The following is a 15,819-nucleotide window of genomic DNA, read 5'->3' as shown; positions in this document are numbered from 1 at the left end:
AAATTCTTGATCGAGAAATCTCTCAAAGTGCTGCATTCAGACTTCAGATCTGTCTGAAACTCATAAAGAGTATTGATGATGAGATCGAAGCTTTAGAGAAAGAAATTTTCAATTATGCTTATAAAAAGCATAAGCGAGAAATGGAGATTTTAATGTCAGTTCCAGGTATAGGAGAACTTGGTGCGGCAATTTTACTTGCTGAAATAGGCAATTTCAAGGATTTTTCTTCTGGAGATAAGCTTGCTTCCTGGCTTGGTCTGGTTCCTAATGTGTATCAATCTGCAGATAAATACCACAACGGAAGAATCACAAAGAGAGGATCAAAGGGAGCAAGATGGATTCTTACGCAGATTTCTCAAGCAGCGGCAAGAAAGAATAACAGTAAGTTAAAAGAGTTTTTTAACAGGAAAAAGAAGTCAATTGGGCATTCCAAGGCAATTATTGCCTTGGCAAGGAAAATTGCAACGATAATATGGCATCTTATCGTAAACGATGAGATATACGAAGATGGAACTGGATATCAAAAAGGAGAAATTCAAAAGAGGAAGATTGTTGAGACAGAAATATTCTCAGTTGATGAACGAATAAAAATAATTAGTGAAATATTTGCGATAATGGAAAAAGAAGGTGAAGAGAGCACGTGAGGAAGATATCCTCATGTACTTTCATGCTAAATAGAAGATTAAAGTATTTAGAGAACTGGAAATAAAAAATATACTTGTCTGAGTTGAAAAATAGCAATTCCCTTGAGTTTACAGCTTCCAGATTAAGCTTTTTGTTTTCTTCCTACAAAGAACCACTGATCGTAAGTACCTTCAGAATCGGTGTTATCTACAATCTCACCTTTAACTCCTGCCCTGAGCAGAGCCCCGGCAAGAATTTCAGCCTCAGGCCTGCTGCTAACTGTAAAAAGCATGAGTGCACCCTCACTTGCGACCGATACCGTTTCCCTCATAATATTTACCCAGAGATCTTTATTGAATTCATAGACAAGCCCCAGCATAAACCCCATCACACCATCAAAGCTTCCTGGCTCAAAATATCTGGAAAGAGCCGTTGCATCCATTACAACCGTTCTTCGAGGGTTTAAAACTCCCTGTTCAAGCCCCTGGCAGACTGTACATTTGTTAATCTCTACAGCCAGCGGATTAAGCCCGAGCCTGTGGAGAGCAAGTGTAGACATCCCGTTTCCACAGCAGACTTCAAGAAGCCTGCCTTCAGGGAAAATCCCCTTTTTTTGAAGAATATCGAAGATTTCCTCAACCCTTCGTACGCGATTTTCAGAAAAAACACTCCCATAAGACTCGGGTTTGACCGCGCAACCCAGGCAAAGGTTCCTGTTTACAAGCATAAGCGAGTAGTACTCATTAACAGCATCTCGCCATATTTCCGAAGAAACTTCAACCTCTCTTTCAGGAGGATTAAATGTAAGAAGAGGATCTACAAGGATCTCAAAATCCTTTTTTGAGCGAGCTTTTGCAAGAGCTCCCGTAAAAATCGACCAGAAATCTACAGGGACTTCTTCGTCTGCAGAATTAAAAAGCAAAAGCCCGAGTGTGTGCTCACCTTCATGAACTCTCAGGAGCCTCACCTTCCCTGTCTCTGCAAACCTCCTGACTCCGTTAAGATAGTCAAGTGTACGCTCAATAGTCCTCTGGGCGAGATAGCTTTCCTCTACAAAATAAATGTCTTCACTAATGCCAAGGAGTTCCTTTAAAAGCATATCTGTTTAGATTCGGATGATCTCATATCAAGATTTCGAAAAAGAGATCCAAACTGTGTTTACTCCTACCCAATAACTGTAAACTTCATACCTTCCAAAAAATTCATTTGATTGTTATTATGTGAGCGAAATAGCCAGCATACTCCCGAAACGAGACTTTGACGAGACGAAACTCACTTAAATCTTCTCCCTTGCCTCAACTCAGAATCTTTATATAATTCAGCCCTCTTGAGCGAAAGAAGTGAGCGAAAAGGGCACCGTCCTCCCGAGACGGGACTCGGGTGACGGGACTCGGGCTGGAGAGCCGCAACTCTTCCGAAAGCACCAGTGAAATTGGGATATATCATAACTTCAGTAAATTTTCAATTTTCTGTACTCACTAAGCAGAACTCGTATGTATCAGTCTTTTTGAGTGAGAGAAGAGAGCAAAACGAATACAGGGTCCGAAGCAAAATTCAGGGTATAAATAAAAACAAATGATAAGGCTCTGGAAAGTGAAATAAAGAAGAAAAAGGTATTAAAAGCTGGAAAGGACGTAAAAACCCCAATGTAAGCAAAGTTATTTATAGAATCTGATGACAAAATCAGGAGTTATAAGGATATATATTAACAAACAAAGAAGATTGGAGGATAATATGGCAAAAGTAATACCATTTGCACCAATTGAGCGTTTAATAAGAACCGCAGGCGCTCATAGAGTTAGTGAGAGTGCGGGAATGGCCCTTACGGAAATTCTGGAAGAATATGGACTTGAGATTTCAAGAGAAGCAATAAAACTTGCAGAACACGCAGGCAGAAAAACTGTAAAAGCTGAAGACATAAAATTAGCAAAAGAAATGCTGTAAGTTAAGACTTACCACCTCTTAATGCTATTTACCAGTAGCTTCTTGCTTTACAGGATAAAATAGAAAATAAAATGCTGGTACCCAGCATTTTCTTATTTTTACGTGTGATTTAATTATACATTGTCAGTTTCCAGATTTTTACATGTAATTTAATTATACGTTGTCGGTTTTCAGATTTTTATGTATGATTTAATTATAAATTGTCGGTTTCCAGATTTGCTACGACTAGAGATTTTATAGAGCAAATCTTTGAGCAGAAGGAAATTATGCTCCCAGAATCATATCCGCGAGACCTATACCTGTTACAGTAACGGCAGTTACTACAATTCCTGCTATCATCACACCTGCAGCAATTGCAGGCAAGGCTTGCCTGAACTTGACCCCGAAGACAAATGCAGCTGCACAACCAGACCAGGCCCCAGTAGCCGGCAGGGGTATAGCTACGAATATGGTCAGTGCAAGGAGTCCGTATTTTTCAAAACTCTCTGTATGGTTCCGGCGAGTCTTTGAGAAGAGCCATGTGAAGAAAGTATCAAAGACTGAATAACGTCTTAGATAATTCGAGACCGGCTCAAGAAAGAGCAGAAGGGGGATTACAGGAAGGAGATTTCCAAGCACTGAGAAGAAGAAGGCTTCTAAGGGGCCCATTCCATAGATACCCATTGCAATAGGGATTGCCCCTCTCAGTTCGGAGACAGGTATAGCTCCCATAATCAAAACTGCAAGCCAGTGGGGAACAGACCCCAACATTTCTATTAATGTTATTTCAACAGACATAGTAATCAAGGATTTATAAATTCCGTATGATTATATTTAAAAAAGGCCAAATTCAAGCCCTTTCAACCGTTCTTGAGAGACCTGAGGTGGAGAGAAGCTTTATTCCGAGTCATTGAAACTCTTAATCCGAGTTAGAAAGCGCAAAATGCGCGAGTAAAGCTTCGAGCTGGATCTTTTCAGTCGCTCCTTCAGTTAGCCTGAAATCAATCTCACCTATTATATCTACGAGTTCGACAATGCGCTTTTCAGAGAGCCCAAGGTCCATAATCATCCGGTTATCCATTTCGGAGATTGCCCTGTAAATCTGTCCAACTATGTCTTCTCCAGAGAGCCCCTCTTCGTAGAGCAACCTGTTAAGTTCCTTTCTAGCAGCTCTGAAATTTCCACTTAGAGCAGTTTCTATCAGGTTTCTGATATCTTCCGGATTTGCAGTTGCTGTAGTCCTATAGATGGTTTCCCTGGATATAGGCTTATCCGGCTCAACGAAAGCAGCAGCCTGGAAAGAATTTACGGCTTTTCTCATATCTCCCTGGGCTACGTAAATAAGAGATTCATATCCGTCTTCAGTAACGGACAGCCCCTGATCTTTAGCTATGTATTCAAGGCGTTTCCTGATAGCCTCATCGGAAAGTCGCCTGAACCTGAAGACTGCACAGCGGGACTGGATAGGTTCGATAATCCTGGAAGAGTAATTGCAGGACAGAATAAAACGGCAGTTACTGCTAAAACGTTCCATTGTCCGCCTGAGCGCAGATTGGGCATCTGAGGTCAGCGCATCAGCCTCATCAAGGAAGATAATCTTGAATTCGGCTCCTCCCATAGAGGCAGTTTTTGCGAAGTTTTTGATTTTTGTCCGGACAACGTCAATTCCTCTCTCATCCGACGCATTAAGTTCGGTAAAGTTTTCACGCCACAGGTCTTCCCCGAAAATCTCTCTTGCAATCGAGACGGCAGAAGCGGTTTTCCCGACTCCCGGTGGCCCGGAAAACAACAGATGGGGAAGATTTTTCGTTGCAACATAGGACTTCAGGCGTTCTATTGTTTCTTCCTGCCCCACCACCTGGTCTAGCCTCACAGGCCTGTACTTCTCAATCCAGATCTCTTCTTTAATCGTAGAGTCCTCCATTCATGCTTGCATCATATTTAGAGAAGATTATATTTAAACTTTTGAATGTTCTGAGTTGTATGTTTAACTGCATTTTAAAATAAAGTTTGTGCGTTACAGCCAGGATACAACCAATATATAAATGTATAGAAAGCTCGGAATAAAAGAATAACAAGAGAAGGGAAATGGCGACTTTAAAGTAGAAAGGTTAAAGAAAAACAATAACAGAGATCAATCCATGTAGACAGTATGCAGAGTTTCATAGATTGGCCCTTTCGGAGTCAGTGTACTTTTCTTTAAAAGCACTTTGTTTACGCACATAGTGCCGATTTCGGTGTCCTTTAATTCCTTTACTGTGTTTATAAATGCCGTTTTCTGATCCTTCTTGAGGTATTTTACCCTGGCAAGAGTAGCATGGGCAGTAAATTCCTTGTCATCTTTTTCGAATTTAAAAGGCTCCAGCAACTTTTCTACATTGTCATGTAACGCCCTGAAATTTCCAGTTGAACCAAGCCAGAGAACTCTGGGATTCGAAGGTTTGGGAAAAACTCCAAGTTCCCCTATTTTTGCTTCGAAAGGCTCGCACGTAATGGAGTCCAGAGCTGCAGAAAGCGAGGAAACTTTTGATTCGTCCACATTTCCCAGAAACTTTAGAGTTATGTGAACGAGCTCAGGATCAACAAACTTCAGATCAAAACCGGAAAAGCTGGACTGAAGCTCTCGAATTTTCTCCGCAAAACCTGGATTTAACTCCACTGCTATAAATGTCCTGATCAAAGCATTCACCAATATTAATTGAAAAGCGAACCAGAAAAATCTTCCTATTAATTATCGTCTGGCAAAACTGAATTTAGATACTTTTTCAAAGGAATTGTAAACCCTCCACAAACTTTTTTAAAAATATGAAAAAGGCAACAATGAAAAAGAACAGGAAGAAAAAGGACATATCAAAGGGGTTACAGGGCAATTATAATATATAAGATATAAGTACAGAGAAGGAAATAAGCTTAAGTATTTATAAAGTTGGCCTCAATGTTAACCTGAGGGAAAGAGTTTTAGCCTGGAAAAAACGCTAAGTTAAAAAAATAATAATCCTGATTTAAGAAAATAATGTGAGTTCAAAAAAACGATAACTTTAAAATAAAAAGTGGAACCGCAAATCGGTTGCTGCAAAAAGAAAAAGCGGTGGATCATATGGATAGAGCACGTATAATTGCAGAGACGGCAGCCCGTATTTCCAGAGAACTTGATGCTGCCGCAATTATGGTTTCCGGAGAGTTGAGTTTTGAAGGGATCGAAACTGGGGGAATTCCGGTCTACTACATCTCCATGCGTCCTAAAAGCATAATAGACCACCTTGTTTCCACTGGAAAGGATGGAAAAAACCCTCTAAAGGAACTCGGCGACCAGATAAACCGCGAAGCTGCAAGCAACTCTGATCATCTTCAGCAAGCTGCCGCCATAGAATACGTGCTTGGAAAACTGGAGAAAGGGATTATAGTAGGTGTGGTCGAAACCCGCAGTTCCAGTTCGATTATTGTACATAATATCGACGAAAATCCCCTTATAAAGGCCATGAAGGAATGCCAGGAAAGGATAAAGTCTGAAGTAATGAGTGCAATTATGAAAATTTCTTTTGATATTGTCCTGACAGGCAGGGAAGGCAAAAAAATAGGAGCTGCCTTCATAATAGGCGATTCCGAAGAGGTTTTGAAACGTTCTCACCAGCTAATACTGAACCCTTACGCAGGCCACGATGAAATTTACCGGAATATTCTTGACAAGAGAAACTGGGAGTCCATAAAGGAATTTTCCCAGCTTGACGGAGTTTTTGTGGTAGACGAAAACGGAATAATCCAGGCCGCAGGTCGCTACCTTGACGTTGATGCGAAAAATGTGGATATAGAGAAAGGATTGGGAGGCAGGCATGTTTCAGCAGCCGCAATTAGCAGAGATACGGTTGCGATCGCGGTTACGGTATCCGAGTCTGGAGGAATTTTAAGGGTATATAAAGACGCGAAAGAAATAATCTGCATGGAATGCCTGAAGCCTGCTGTAAGATATATCTAATCCTGAAAATCAGAACTTTTTACACAGGATTAGAAATTTCAATTATATCCAGGAAGTGTTGAGTTATCCCCGAAGTGTTGAGTTATCCCCGAAGTGTTGAATTGCTTACTTTTTAAGACAAAGTCTTCACTTAAACATATAAAGAAGAGGGATAGCAAATAAACTCATAAATAAAGAAAGTATATTTCTAAATATGCGGGAAAATAAAGAAAGTGGGACGATTCCATGAGAAGGCAACTTTTTTACATTCCTTTTAGCCTTACATTCCTTCTTCTTTTGATCTTTATTCTAATTTTCGGGCTTGGTTCTCTTTTTTTTGGAATAGTTGTTTCCGCCTTTATGAAGATTGGCTTCTCTATAGAGGACGCGCTCCTTATCCTTTTACTATCCCTCCTCGGAAGCAGCATTAATATTCCTCTGGCAACCCTTAGATCCGATGCCCCGGTAGTTAGAGACACATATGTCCGTGTTTTTGGCGTATCCTACAAGGTTCCGTTCAGGCGTGTGATAAGAAACGAAACGACAATTGCTGTGAATGTAGGAGGAGCGATTATTCCAATTCTAATTTCAGCTTACCTTCTTATGAAATTCCCTTCTTCCCTCCTGCTTGCAGGAGCAGGCATTTTAATAGTTACAATCATAACTCATTCCGTAGCAAAACCAATTCGTGGAATAGGTATTGCAACCCCGGCGCTGGTTCCACCCCTTGCAGCTGCCCTTGCTGCGATTTTGCTGACGTCGATAATTCATATCCCGGATTGTCCAATTGATCAATGCCGCGTTGTCACTGCTTATGCAGGAGGAGTACTCGGAACCCTTATTGGAGCCGATCTTCTTAACCTGGGAAAAATTAAGAATCTTGGTGCTCCGGTTGCAAGCATCGGAGGGGCAGGAACTTTTGACGGAATCTTCCTAAGCGGATTCATTGCTCTTCTTCTGATCTAACAAAAAATCAGTTAACAGGACTGTGTTGAGTCATTAGGGAGTCAATGATTCCAAATAATTGCACTCGATTTTATACGATATTTTGCTGTTTACTCAACACTAGTTAGCGGTGATTAGAAAACAGTCATAAGGCTAAAAATAGGGATAAAAATGTAAAACAAAATGAACTGAAAAGGAAAAAGAAAAAGGAAAAGAAAAAGGGAAGAAAAAAAGAGAAGAAAAAAGAGAAGAAAAAAGAGAAGAAAAAAAGGGAAAAAAAAGAGAAAAGAAAAAGGGAAGAAAAAAAGAGAAACAAGAGAAGAAAAAAGAGAAAAAAAAAGAGAAAAGAAAAAGGGAAGAAAAAAAGAGAAACAAGAGAGGAAAAGGGAAGAAAAAAAGAGAAACAAGAGAGGAAAATGGAAGAAAATTAATCATTTTTAATTATAACTCTCAAGATATTTCTCTTAACCTCTCCTTTTGATAAAGTACTGACAAAGAGTTATTCCGAGAACTCCTGGAAGCAACTCGAACCCAGAAGTTTTTGCGGAAGTTCCTGTTTCGGATTTTTCATCAGGAAGACTACTGTTAATATCTTTTGGATCATCAGCCTTACTCTCGAGAAGAGGAGCAGAGGGTGTAGAAGATGCAGACTCATTCGAGATAGATTCGTTCGAGGCAGGATCATTCAAGACATTTTTAGATTTATTGACACCTGAAACAGCTTTATCCTCTACAGTAACGTCGGTTGCCGGATAGATAATATATCCTTCAGGAGAAGTGCTCCCCTTTCCTTCGTCTGAGGTCTGGAAGTACCAGGAATCGGTAAAGTAGTTCTTTTTATCTTTGTCAAGGGTCAAGGTGATGGAATTTGAGTTCTTAAGGACAATTTCATTTTCAGAAGCTTCCTTTACCTCAAACCCCTGATATTCGTCTCCGTTTTCGAGGACCATTACTTTATCTTTATCAATGAGCCAGGTATACTTGAAGACTGCAAAGGAATCAGTAGCACTTGTGAATACGGAATCTACATAGGTTATAAAGTAGAGCTGGTCTTTCTTACCTCCGAAATCCGCAGTTGCAGTAAAGGTTTTATCAGCAACATTTCCATTTGTGTTTACAATTCCGGACTCAACTTCTTTCCCGTCTTTATCCAGTGAAAACCATACCTTTTCGCCATCGACATCAACCTGGTTAACTACCAGAGAATAATTACTCCCAAGGTCCCAGGAATCTCCGGCCTTTAATGTTTCCTTATCGTCAGATTTCTGAGAAATTACAAGGTTTGCAAGCCGGGTGGAGTCGTTTCCAACGGCGACATCTGTTTTTCCAAACAAGGGAAGCTTATAGTAGAACATCCCGCCAAGTTCCTTAGGAGTTGTATTGGCGGTCAGTCCAAGGTCGGAAACAAGTTCATATTTGTTGGAGAAAGGACGGGTGGTATATACAAGTTCATCTTCACCTATTACATGGTTTCCGGGGTGATTTTTGCCAAGTTCATCCTGACCGTCTTTTTCGACATATTGAAGGCGTTCGCCCCACCAGTTTTCAGACGCTACAAAGTCCTTGTGTTTGTTTACAGGATAGTTAAAGCCGCCAAAAGTGGTCGCATTCCAGCTCAAACCGTCGGATGAAGTCTCGTTAGTGTCAAAAGGCAAACCTCTCAAGGTATAGTTTCCAGAGCTGTTAAGCTCTTTTGCCGGATAGATAATATATCCTTCAGAAGAAGTGCTTCCCTTTCCTTCATCTGAGGTCTGGAAGTACCAGGAATCGGTAAAGTAGTTCTTTTTATCTTTGTCAAGGGTCAAGGTGATGGAATTTGAGTTCTTAAGGACAATTTCATTTTCAGAAGCTTCCTTTACCTCAAACCCCTGATATTCGTCTCCGTTTTCGAGGACCATTACTTTATCTTTATCAATGAGCCAGGTATACTTGAAGACTGCAAAGGAATCAGTAGCACTTGTGAATACGGAATCTACATAGGTTATAAAGTAGAGCTGGTCTTTCTTACCTCCGAAATCCGCAGTTGCAGTAAAAGTTTTATCAGCAACACTTCCATTTGTGTTTACAATTCCGGACTCAACTTCTTTCCCGTCTTTATCCAGTGAAAACCATACCTTTTCGCCATCGACATCAACCTGGTTAACTACCAGAGAATAATTACTCCCAAGGTCCCAGGAATCTCCGGCCTTTAATGTTTCCTTATCGTCAGATTTCTGAGAAATTACAAGGTTTGCAAGCCGGGTGGAGTCGTTTCCAACGGCGACATCTGTTTTTCCAAACAAGGGAAGCTTATAGTAGAACATCCCGCCAAGTTCCTTAGGAGTTGTATTGGCGGTCAGTCCAAGGTCGGAAACAAGTTCATATTTGTTGGAGAAAGGACGGGTGGTATATACAAGTTCATCTTCACCTATTACATGGTTTCCGGGGTGATTTTTGCCAAGTTCATCCTGACCGTCTTTTTCGACATACTGAAGGCGTTCGCCCCACCAGTTTTCAGACGCTACAAAGTCCTTGTGTTTGTTTACAGGATAGTTAAAACCACCAAAAGTGGTCGCATTCCAGCAGAAACCATCGGATAAGGTTTCGTTTGTATCGAGGGGAAAACCAGAGATAACTGGCGCTGGAGCTGCAAAACCCGAAGGAATGATCAGCAAACAAACCGTAAGCGAAACAAGCAAGGAAATCAAAGTCCTTTGAATATAGGGTCTCATAAAGGATTATCACTCTTTTTCATTCGTTACCATATATTTAAACACAATAAGCAAGAAAATATCGGTTGTAGTAATATTTATTATATGAAAAGTAACAACAAATAATTCGAAGTAGTTAATAAATTTTACTAAATAATTCACTCCGAAACTCTAAATCGAATTCTCAAACCTCAAATATAGCCCTTTACTGAGCAATGAAACTTTTAAACCATCAATCGAGCTTTTTGTCATGGAATGCAGTTATAAAACTTATATTTGAGAAGAAATCTGATTTTAGGATGTGTTTTTTGATTGGTGTTGTATGAATTTCCCTTAAATTTCCCTTAAATTTCCCTTAAACGTCCCTTAAACGTCCCTGATTTCCCTCAAATTGCCCTTAAATATCTCATAAATTTCGTCAGCAGTTAAAAGCATGCCACTCTCAAACAAATATCTGTTTAAAATCTTATTTGAAAGCTTCTTCTCTACCGTTTTATTAATCAACTGACTCTCCTCTATCCTAAGCTTATTTAATGGCATTTAAAGGAATACGGAATCCTATTTCCTAATAATAATATAAATAATTTTGTATTTAGAATTCTGTAAAGCCTACAAAAGGTGAAGTTTTTATAAACTCAACAGTAGCTGGGGAAATTAGTAACCCTATAGACTTTACAGAATCTATGAGAACACTGGGTAAGAAAGTAAGAAAAATGTAATAATAAAACTAGATAGTTCGTCTGATTAACTCAACCTGTCATCCTAAAATGAAGCAGATATGCAACCTTTTAAAAAAAAGGATTGAACGAAAACTCCCCTGCAAACCTTTTAAAAAAAGGATTGAACGAAAATTAGCCTGTAACCCTAAAACGAAGCAGAGCTGCGATTCCTCCCAATTTATGAAGCTTTTCTCCGGGCTCAAAGGCCGTGCTGAAAACAACAATCTTTCCCTGGGACTGTTCGACTTCCATCAGAAGCTTATCGATGTCCTCTCCTTTTTCCCGTCCTTCTCGGAGGGTTTCGTCTGCAACAAGCAGAGTTTCGACAGCTCCGTAATTAAGGGCATTCTTAACATCAGCAAGACCATAAGCAGCTTTGCCGTCCATTGAAATCTCACGGATCAGGTCTTCCATCAGGGCGGATTCACGGGCTATACGCGATTCCTGCATAATGCGGTCCACTGCACCTCTGCGCAGAACTTCCTGAAAACCGGACATTCCTATCATGGAGGTATCTTCGACAAGGGCTTTTGAAGCCATAGCCGGCTCTGTTTCCTGGAAATATTTAATGAAATCCTCTTTAGTAAATCCGGGCCCGGCAATAACTATGGATGCTTCCTCAGGAACGGCATGCTTAAGCTGTTCTACAACCTCTCTGAAAAACTCATTCCTCAAGCCAGTCTCTCGCTTTCCGGAGGACTGTCGAATGTGAGAATATATCTCTATTCCATAGTGATGAACAAAGCCAATATCGGCATCGCCTTCTTCTATTGCGACCATAACAACCTTAGGCCGCTTCGAGGCTTCTTCAGCGTCCTGGATCCGCTGGAACTGGTCACTCTTCCAGTGTTCCTTAACGATAGAAAGATTGGATCCGATCTCAACATTGAGAGTATGATAAGAGCCTACATCCATCCCATGCTCTATCATCCCATGTATTCGCAGCCGGTTTGCAAACTTGTGAAACTCGATATCGTCAACTCTGATTCCGAGCCTGACCTTAACTTTTTCAACTTTTTCAGGGCGGATTTTGTCACTTGCAGAATCGGCTTTCCGTTTGGTAACCGCAAAGACAAGGTCTCCTTTTTCGATTATATATTTGAGGTGCCAGAGGTCATCAAGGGTTTCGGCTGTTACTGCAATTTCCCCTTCCCTTCCCTTAAGGGAACGGTTTGTAACCCTCATGCCTTTTTCTCTCCATGCATTTCAATCTCCTCTTCCATTCCTTTCCTTGTTTTTATTTCTGTGGCTTGGTTGGCAAGTTTTTCCCTGAACTCTTCCTCAGTTCCCTCCCTTAGGAGTCGTCACAGAACAAACTATGTATAAGTTTCGATTGGATGCCTTGATTTTCAAGATCATTATCACCAATTAAAAATTAACTTTATGAAAAGTTTGCCTAATCTGTTTTGTGACAGTTACTTAGGTCATTTCCCAGTTTCTGTTCAGTTCCTTCCCTTAGGTCATTTCCCAGTTTCTGTTCAGTTTCCTCCCTTGGGTCACGTCCTAATTCCTGTTCAGTTTCCTCTTCATCATCTTCAGGCTCGTCCTCTACTTCAGGAACTCCATATTCTTCTCTTTCATCCTCGATCCTTTCTCCCTTCCTTTCGGGCTTCGGGTTCTTTAAATCCGATTCTCCGGGTGGGACCTTCATAGCTATCTGGTCAGGAGAGGCGATCTGCTTCACAAAACGGGGGTCATTGAGTTCATCAGCATAAACCCTGTAGATCTTTTTAGAGATGTCATTCTGGTTAAAAGCCCCAGGGACAATTTCGAGAATATAATCCCCATGCTTCCGGACAGCAGAAGCAGGCCCACCTATAACTCTGGTCTCGCCTTTGAGTTCAAGTCCGACTGCAATGCCTAGAGGAATATCCTTAAAGTAATTACGTTCCCCGCGGATAATAAAAGCTCCTTTTTTCACGTATTCTCCTGACTCCGGAGTTTTGCTGACCTGTTCGGCTTTAACCCAGTAGCAGTCCCCGCTGAAATGTCCGGCTTTCCAGAGGCTGGAATAAGAAACAGCAAACTGTGCAGCCTCGTACAATGTGGACTCAGGAACCTCTTTTCCGCCGGTCTTGATAACTGTGAGAGGAGCACCAGGAGTCTGAGTATGGAAGACAAGATCTCTTTTTTCCAGGTATTTCTTAAAGATATCCTCGTTAGTGTCTGCATCTCTGCCTCCCACAACAAAGAAGCCGTCTGAAGACACAAACCACCTGAACCTGTCGTACCAGTGCTTTTTCCTGGACGCCTGAAGTTTCCTTCCTGCCTTTGCAGCCTTTGCGACAGCTTTTTTCTCCATAGCCTTCCTGGTATCTTCGATCGCTTTGATAGCTCCGTCTTTTTTCTTACTAAATTTCTTAACCTTTTCGTAGTATTCCTGAGCATTCTGCGGCACTGTCTTGCGGATGTCAATATTAACGCTCTTTCCGTCAAGGTTCACAGCTACAGTCCCTGTCCTTGGGTCGATATTTGTTATCTTTTGTGCAGCAGGTACAGCCTTTTTGGCCTGCTTCAGAATGGAGCGGATCTCGTCCCAGGAATATCCCTTTGACCTTGCGCCGTTGAGCACGGAAAGAAGCTCTTCAATAACCTGATAATTAGCATAGACTGTCTCGGCAAGGGTATTATTTTTCTCGATTTCTTTTTCGAACTTTGCAAGGCTCTCTTCCTGCTGGAGAAGCCGCCGTTCATAAATGCCAAGTGTTTTCTCCTTTTTCTGAGCTGCTTTTACCTCTTCAACCTGCTCAAGTGCCTTTTTTCCAAAAAACTCGTCAATTGCCGTGTTAAAAGAATCAAAATATTCTTTTTCAAACCCTGAATAGCGAATGAGGTCAAAAGGAAGTACGTCGAAAGCTTCCAACTTTCCGTTAATTTCCTTTTTCACATGCTGAGGCCTGAGCTTGGGAGCCTCGCCTTCAACCCCGGCTTCGGGTTTAAGTTCGGTTTCTGGTTTTGATTCGGTTTCTGGTTTAAGTTCAGTTTCGGCTTCAGCTTCTTCGAGGCCTTTACTTTCGGCCCCGATCCTCAAAAGCGGGGAAAAGAGATCGTGCATTGAATTGCAGAGCCTGGAGGCATCCTCTTCAGTTGCTTCCTTTGAAGGCTTAGATTTGTCAATTCCTGCCCTGGCACAGACTTCTTCTGCCAGAACTCCCCCCAGATTGAACCTTGTGGCAACCGTCCGCACAATATCAGCCGTAGACCTGGAAAAAGCCTCCATAAGGTCTGAAACCTTAACCTTTAGAGGACTTATCTGTGCCTCAGGCAGTTCGTAAATTTCTCCGCTCCGAAGCCGCCTGTCCTTCATGGTTACAGGATTCATAGGCAGAATAATCTTGTTTTCCGAATCGACAATAAGCACGTTCCCCGGGGCGAAAAGCTCCACAATAAGAGTACTCCGGACTCCCCCTCTCTCGATCCCGATCTTTACGATCCTATCAAAATCGTGTTGCTCCACAGATACAATCCTGCCTCCCAGCAGGTATTTTCTAAGCAGCATTGGAAAAGACTGGGGAAGCGTTGGGCTTGCCCTGAGGTATTTACTTAAATGAATGCGCTTCCCAGCCTCAATAACCAGGTTGTCCCTGCCCTGGTGAAAAACGTAAAGGTTGATGCGAATCTCCTCGTTCGCAGGCTGATATATCTTCCCGATCTTCGCATCAATAATGGATTTGGGACCTGCTGACAATTCGGCAACAACTGCAGCAACGTCGGCGCTTGACATATCCTGTTTCATGAAGTTGATATAATAGAGGCTTTTGGTATAAGCATTACTGAAGAAATTAGCTAAATTAGATAGAAAATGAAGCGGCTCAGCATTCAGGCTCGGCGGCTTCGCACGCTTCGAGCCTTCGGGCTTCGCCAGGATTATTTTCTATACCCAGTGTAAGTGGTAAAGTAAAAAGTAGTTACAGTTCCCTCAGAAGACGGAAACCAACAACGCTGCCGCAGCTGTCGGGGTCATCCCCAAGGCGGGCAGCTGACCGGCAGCTTACGGCATTGCTACCCCAGCTGCCACCATGTATCAAACGGGAGGAGCTATTTCCATCTTCCCAAGCACTACCATCAGAAGGGGCAACATTGTAATTGCTATGCCATCTGTCCTGAACCCATTCCCAAACATTACCATGTATATCATAGAGGCCCAAAGAGTTAGGTTTCTTCTGACCAGCTGGGTGAGTTTCAGAACCGAAACTTTTTTCATACCACGCATATTCATTAAGTTTCGACTCATCGTCACCAAAAGAATATCTTGTTTGCGTACCGGCTCGGCAGGAGTATTCCCATTCGGCTTCTGAAGATAGACGGTATTTTTCAGTTCCTTCTTTTTCATTTAACTTTTGAATAAACTCCTGAGCGTCTTCCCAAGAAATCATCTCAACCGGCCAATCTTCACCCTTGAGGGACGAAGGATTAGACCCTTGAATTTTTTTCCATTGCTTCTGAGTAACGGGATATTTACCCATATAGAACGAATCCTCAATTGTTACTTTGTGGATTGGAGCTTCATCATCATATATGACCTCTTCACCAGAAGGAGATCCCATCATAAATTTTCCGGCTGGAATAAGTACAAATTCCATACCTGTAGAAGGGCTGGTGAAGATTTTGGGAATTGCGTATCTTTTGGATTCCTCGTAAATCTCTGTATTTTCAATATCTGGAACCTCTGGTTTCGAGATACTACCAATGTTTTATTTTGAAGAACTGTAGTGCTTATACTAATTCCTTTAAGACTCTGTACGACACAATTCCATAATCTAGTGATTTCTCTTATTGTTCTTTCCTCAAACCTACAATTTTCTCTGCTAACTACCTCAAAAAGCTGCAATAATCTTGAAAAACAAATTCTTTGGCATTTTTGCCAAAGAATTTGTTTATTCATTAGATATTTTTTTTGAATATTTTATCTAAAATCAATACGCTCCGCTACTTTCTAAAGTGAAACTTTTATCAAAATAGCTTA

The 15,819-nt window shown here is 41.4% G+C and carries 13 protein-coding genes; 4 read left to right on the top strand and 9 right to left on the bottom strand.

Annotated features, from left to right (window positions below; all coding sequences use genetic code 11):
- Positions 1–644 (top strand): IS110 family transposase (locus ASJ81_RS01885; RefSeq protein WP_141241560.1); only part of this gene is annotated, 644 nt, incomplete at its 5' end.
- Positions 645–766: 122 nt separating this feature from the next.
- On the opposite strand, the gene ASJ81_RS01880 is transcribed toward ASJ81_RS01885, so the two are convergent.
- Complete coding sequence (locus ASJ81_RS01880; RefSeq protein ID WP_095642993.1) at positions 767–1,723, bottom strand: class I SAM-dependent methyltransferase; 957 nt, start codon at positions 1,721–1,723, stop codon at positions 767–769.
- A gap of 575 nt (positions 1,724–2,298) precedes the next feature.
- Here ASJ81_RS01880 and ASJ81_RS01875 point away from each other — a divergent pair.
- Positions 2,299–2,568 (top strand): histone family protein, encoded by a 270-nt coding sequence (locus tag ASJ81_RS01875; protein ID WP_095642992.1) that lies wholly within the window; start codon positions 2,299–2,301, stop codon positions 2,566–2,568.
- Positions 2,569–2,832: 264 nt separating this feature from the next.
- Here ASJ81_RS01875 and ASJ81_RS01870 read toward each other — a convergent pair whose 3' ends face one another.
- The 3 genes from ASJ81_RS01870 to thpR form a co-directional block, all read right to left on the bottom strand.
- A complete protein-coding gene (locus ASJ81_RS01870; protein ID WP_095642991.1) occupies positions 2,833–3,345 on the bottom strand; it encodes a COG2426 family protein in 513 nt (170 codons plus the stop codon).
- A gap of 121 nt (positions 3,346–3,466) precedes the next feature.
- A complete protein-coding gene (locus ASJ81_RS01865) occupies positions 3,467–4,471 on the bottom strand; it encodes a replication factor C small subunit (RefSeq protein ID WP_095642990.1) in 1,005 nt (334 codons plus the stop codon).
- Positions 4,472–4,681: 210 nt separating this feature from the next.
- The gene (gene thpR, locus ASJ81_RS01860) at positions 4,682–5,227 is read right to left on the bottom strand and encodes an RNA 2',3'-cyclic phosphodiesterase (RefSeq protein WP_095642995.1); all 546 of its coding nucleotides are present in this window, start codon (positions 5,225–5,227) and stop codon (positions 4,682–4,684) included.
- Between the two features lie 417 nt (positions 5,228–5,644).
- Between thpR and ASJ81_RS01855 the strand changes: the two genes are divergently transcribed.
- The gene (locus ASJ81_RS01855) at positions 5,645–6,520 is read left to right on the top strand and encodes a DNA integrity scanning protein DisA nucleotide-binding domain protein (protein WP_095642994.1); all 876 of its coding nucleotides are present in this window, start codon (positions 5,645–5,647) and stop codon (positions 6,518–6,520) included.
- Positions 6,521–6,745: 225 nt separating this feature from the next.
- The gene (locus ASJ81_RS01850) at positions 6,746–7,465 is read left to right on the top strand and encodes a DUF1614 domain-containing protein (RefSeq protein WP_095642989.1); all 720 of its coding nucleotides are present in this window, start codon (positions 6,746–6,748) and stop codon (positions 7,463–7,465) included.
- 443 nt (positions 7,466–7,908) lie between these two features.
- Here ASJ81_RS01850 and ASJ81_RS01840 read toward each other — a convergent pair whose 3' ends face one another.
- From ASJ81_RS01840 to ASJ81_RS01825, 5 genes are all read right to left on the bottom strand, one after another.
- Positions 7,909–10,155 (bottom strand): S-layer protein domain-containing protein, encoded by a 2,247-nt coding sequence (locus ASJ81_RS01840; protein ID WP_095642987.1) that lies wholly within the window; start codon positions 10,153–10,155, stop codon positions 7,909–7,911.
- A gap of 345 nt (positions 10,156–10,500) precedes the next feature.
- Positions 10,501–10,638: a hypothetical protein gene (locus ASJ81_RS22500; protein WP_170943144.1), complete on the bottom strand. Its 138-nt coding sequence runs from the start codon at positions 10,636–10,638 to the stop codon at positions 10,501–10,503.
- Positions 10,639–10,985: 347 nt separating this feature from the next.
- Entirely contained in the window at positions 10,986–12,038 is a 1,053-nt protein-coding gene (locus tag ASJ81_RS01835; protein WP_095642986.1) for an mRNA surveillance protein pelota, read from the bottom strand.
- 211 nt (positions 12,039–12,249) lie between these two features.
- Positions 12,250–14,589, bottom strand: coding sequence for a ribosome rescue protein RqcH (rqcH, locus tag ASJ81_RS01830; RefSeq protein ID WP_095642985.1), 2,340 nt, complete (start codon positions 14,587–14,589; stop codon positions 12,250–12,252).
- Between the two features lie 172 nt (positions 14,590–14,761).
- On the bottom strand, positions 14,762–15,436 hold the full coding sequence (locus tag ASJ81_RS01825; RefSeq protein WP_095642984.1) for a formylglycine-generating enzyme family protein: 675 nt from the start codon (positions 15,434–15,436) through the stop codon (positions 14,762–14,764).
- Positions 15,437–15,819: the final 383 nt, after the last annotated feature.

Source organism: Methanosarcina spelaei (assembly GCF_002287235.1).
In the GTDB taxonomy this organism is placed as follows: domain Archaea; phylum Halobacteriota; class Methanosarcinia; order Methanosarcinales; family Methanosarcinaceae; genus Methanosarcina; species Methanosarcina spelaei.
The sequence above is the reverse complement of the archived record's forward strand: the minus strand, read 5'-3'. Positions and strand labels throughout refer to the sequence as shown.

Coding starts and splice junctions, on each gene's coding strand:
- ASJ81_RS01855 (WP_095642994.1), top strand. CDS start 5,645: ATGGATAGAGCACGTATAATTGCAGAGACGGCAGCCCGTATTTCCAGA.
- ASJ81_RS01870 (WP_095642991.1), bottom strand. CDS start 3,345: ATGTCTGTTGAAATAACATTAATAGAAATGTTGGGGTCTGTTCCCCAC.
- ASJ81_RS01825 (WP_095642984.1), bottom strand. CDS start 15,436: ATGGAATTTGTACTTATTCCAGCCGGAAAATTTATGATGGGATCTCCT.
- rqcH (WP_095642985.1), bottom strand. CDS start 14,589: ATGAAACAGGATATGTCAAGCGCCGACGTTGCTGCAGTTGTTGCCGAA.
- ASJ81_RS01865 (WP_095642990.1), bottom strand. CDS start 4,471: ATGGAGGACTCTACGATTAAAGAAGAGATCTGGATTGAGAAGTACAGG.
- ASJ81_RS01875 (WP_095642992.1), top strand. CDS start 2,299: ATGACAAAATCAGGAGTTATAAGGATATATATTAACAAACAAAGAAGA.
- ASJ81_RS01835 (WP_095642986.1), bottom strand. CDS start 12,038: ATGAGGGTTACAAACCGTTCCCTTAAGGGAAGGGAAGGGGAAATTGCA.
- ASJ81_RS01850 (WP_095642989.1), top strand. CDS start 6,746: ATGAGAAGGCAACTTTTTTACATTCCTTTTAGCCTTACATTCCTTCTT.
- ASJ81_RS01880 (WP_095642993.1), bottom strand. CDS start 1,723: ATGCTTTTAAAGGAACTCCTTGGCATTAGTGAAGACATTTATTTTGTA.
- ASJ81_RS01840 (WP_095642987.1), bottom strand. CDS start 10,155: ATGAGACCCTATATTCAAAGGACTTTGATTTCCTTGCTTGTTTCGCTT.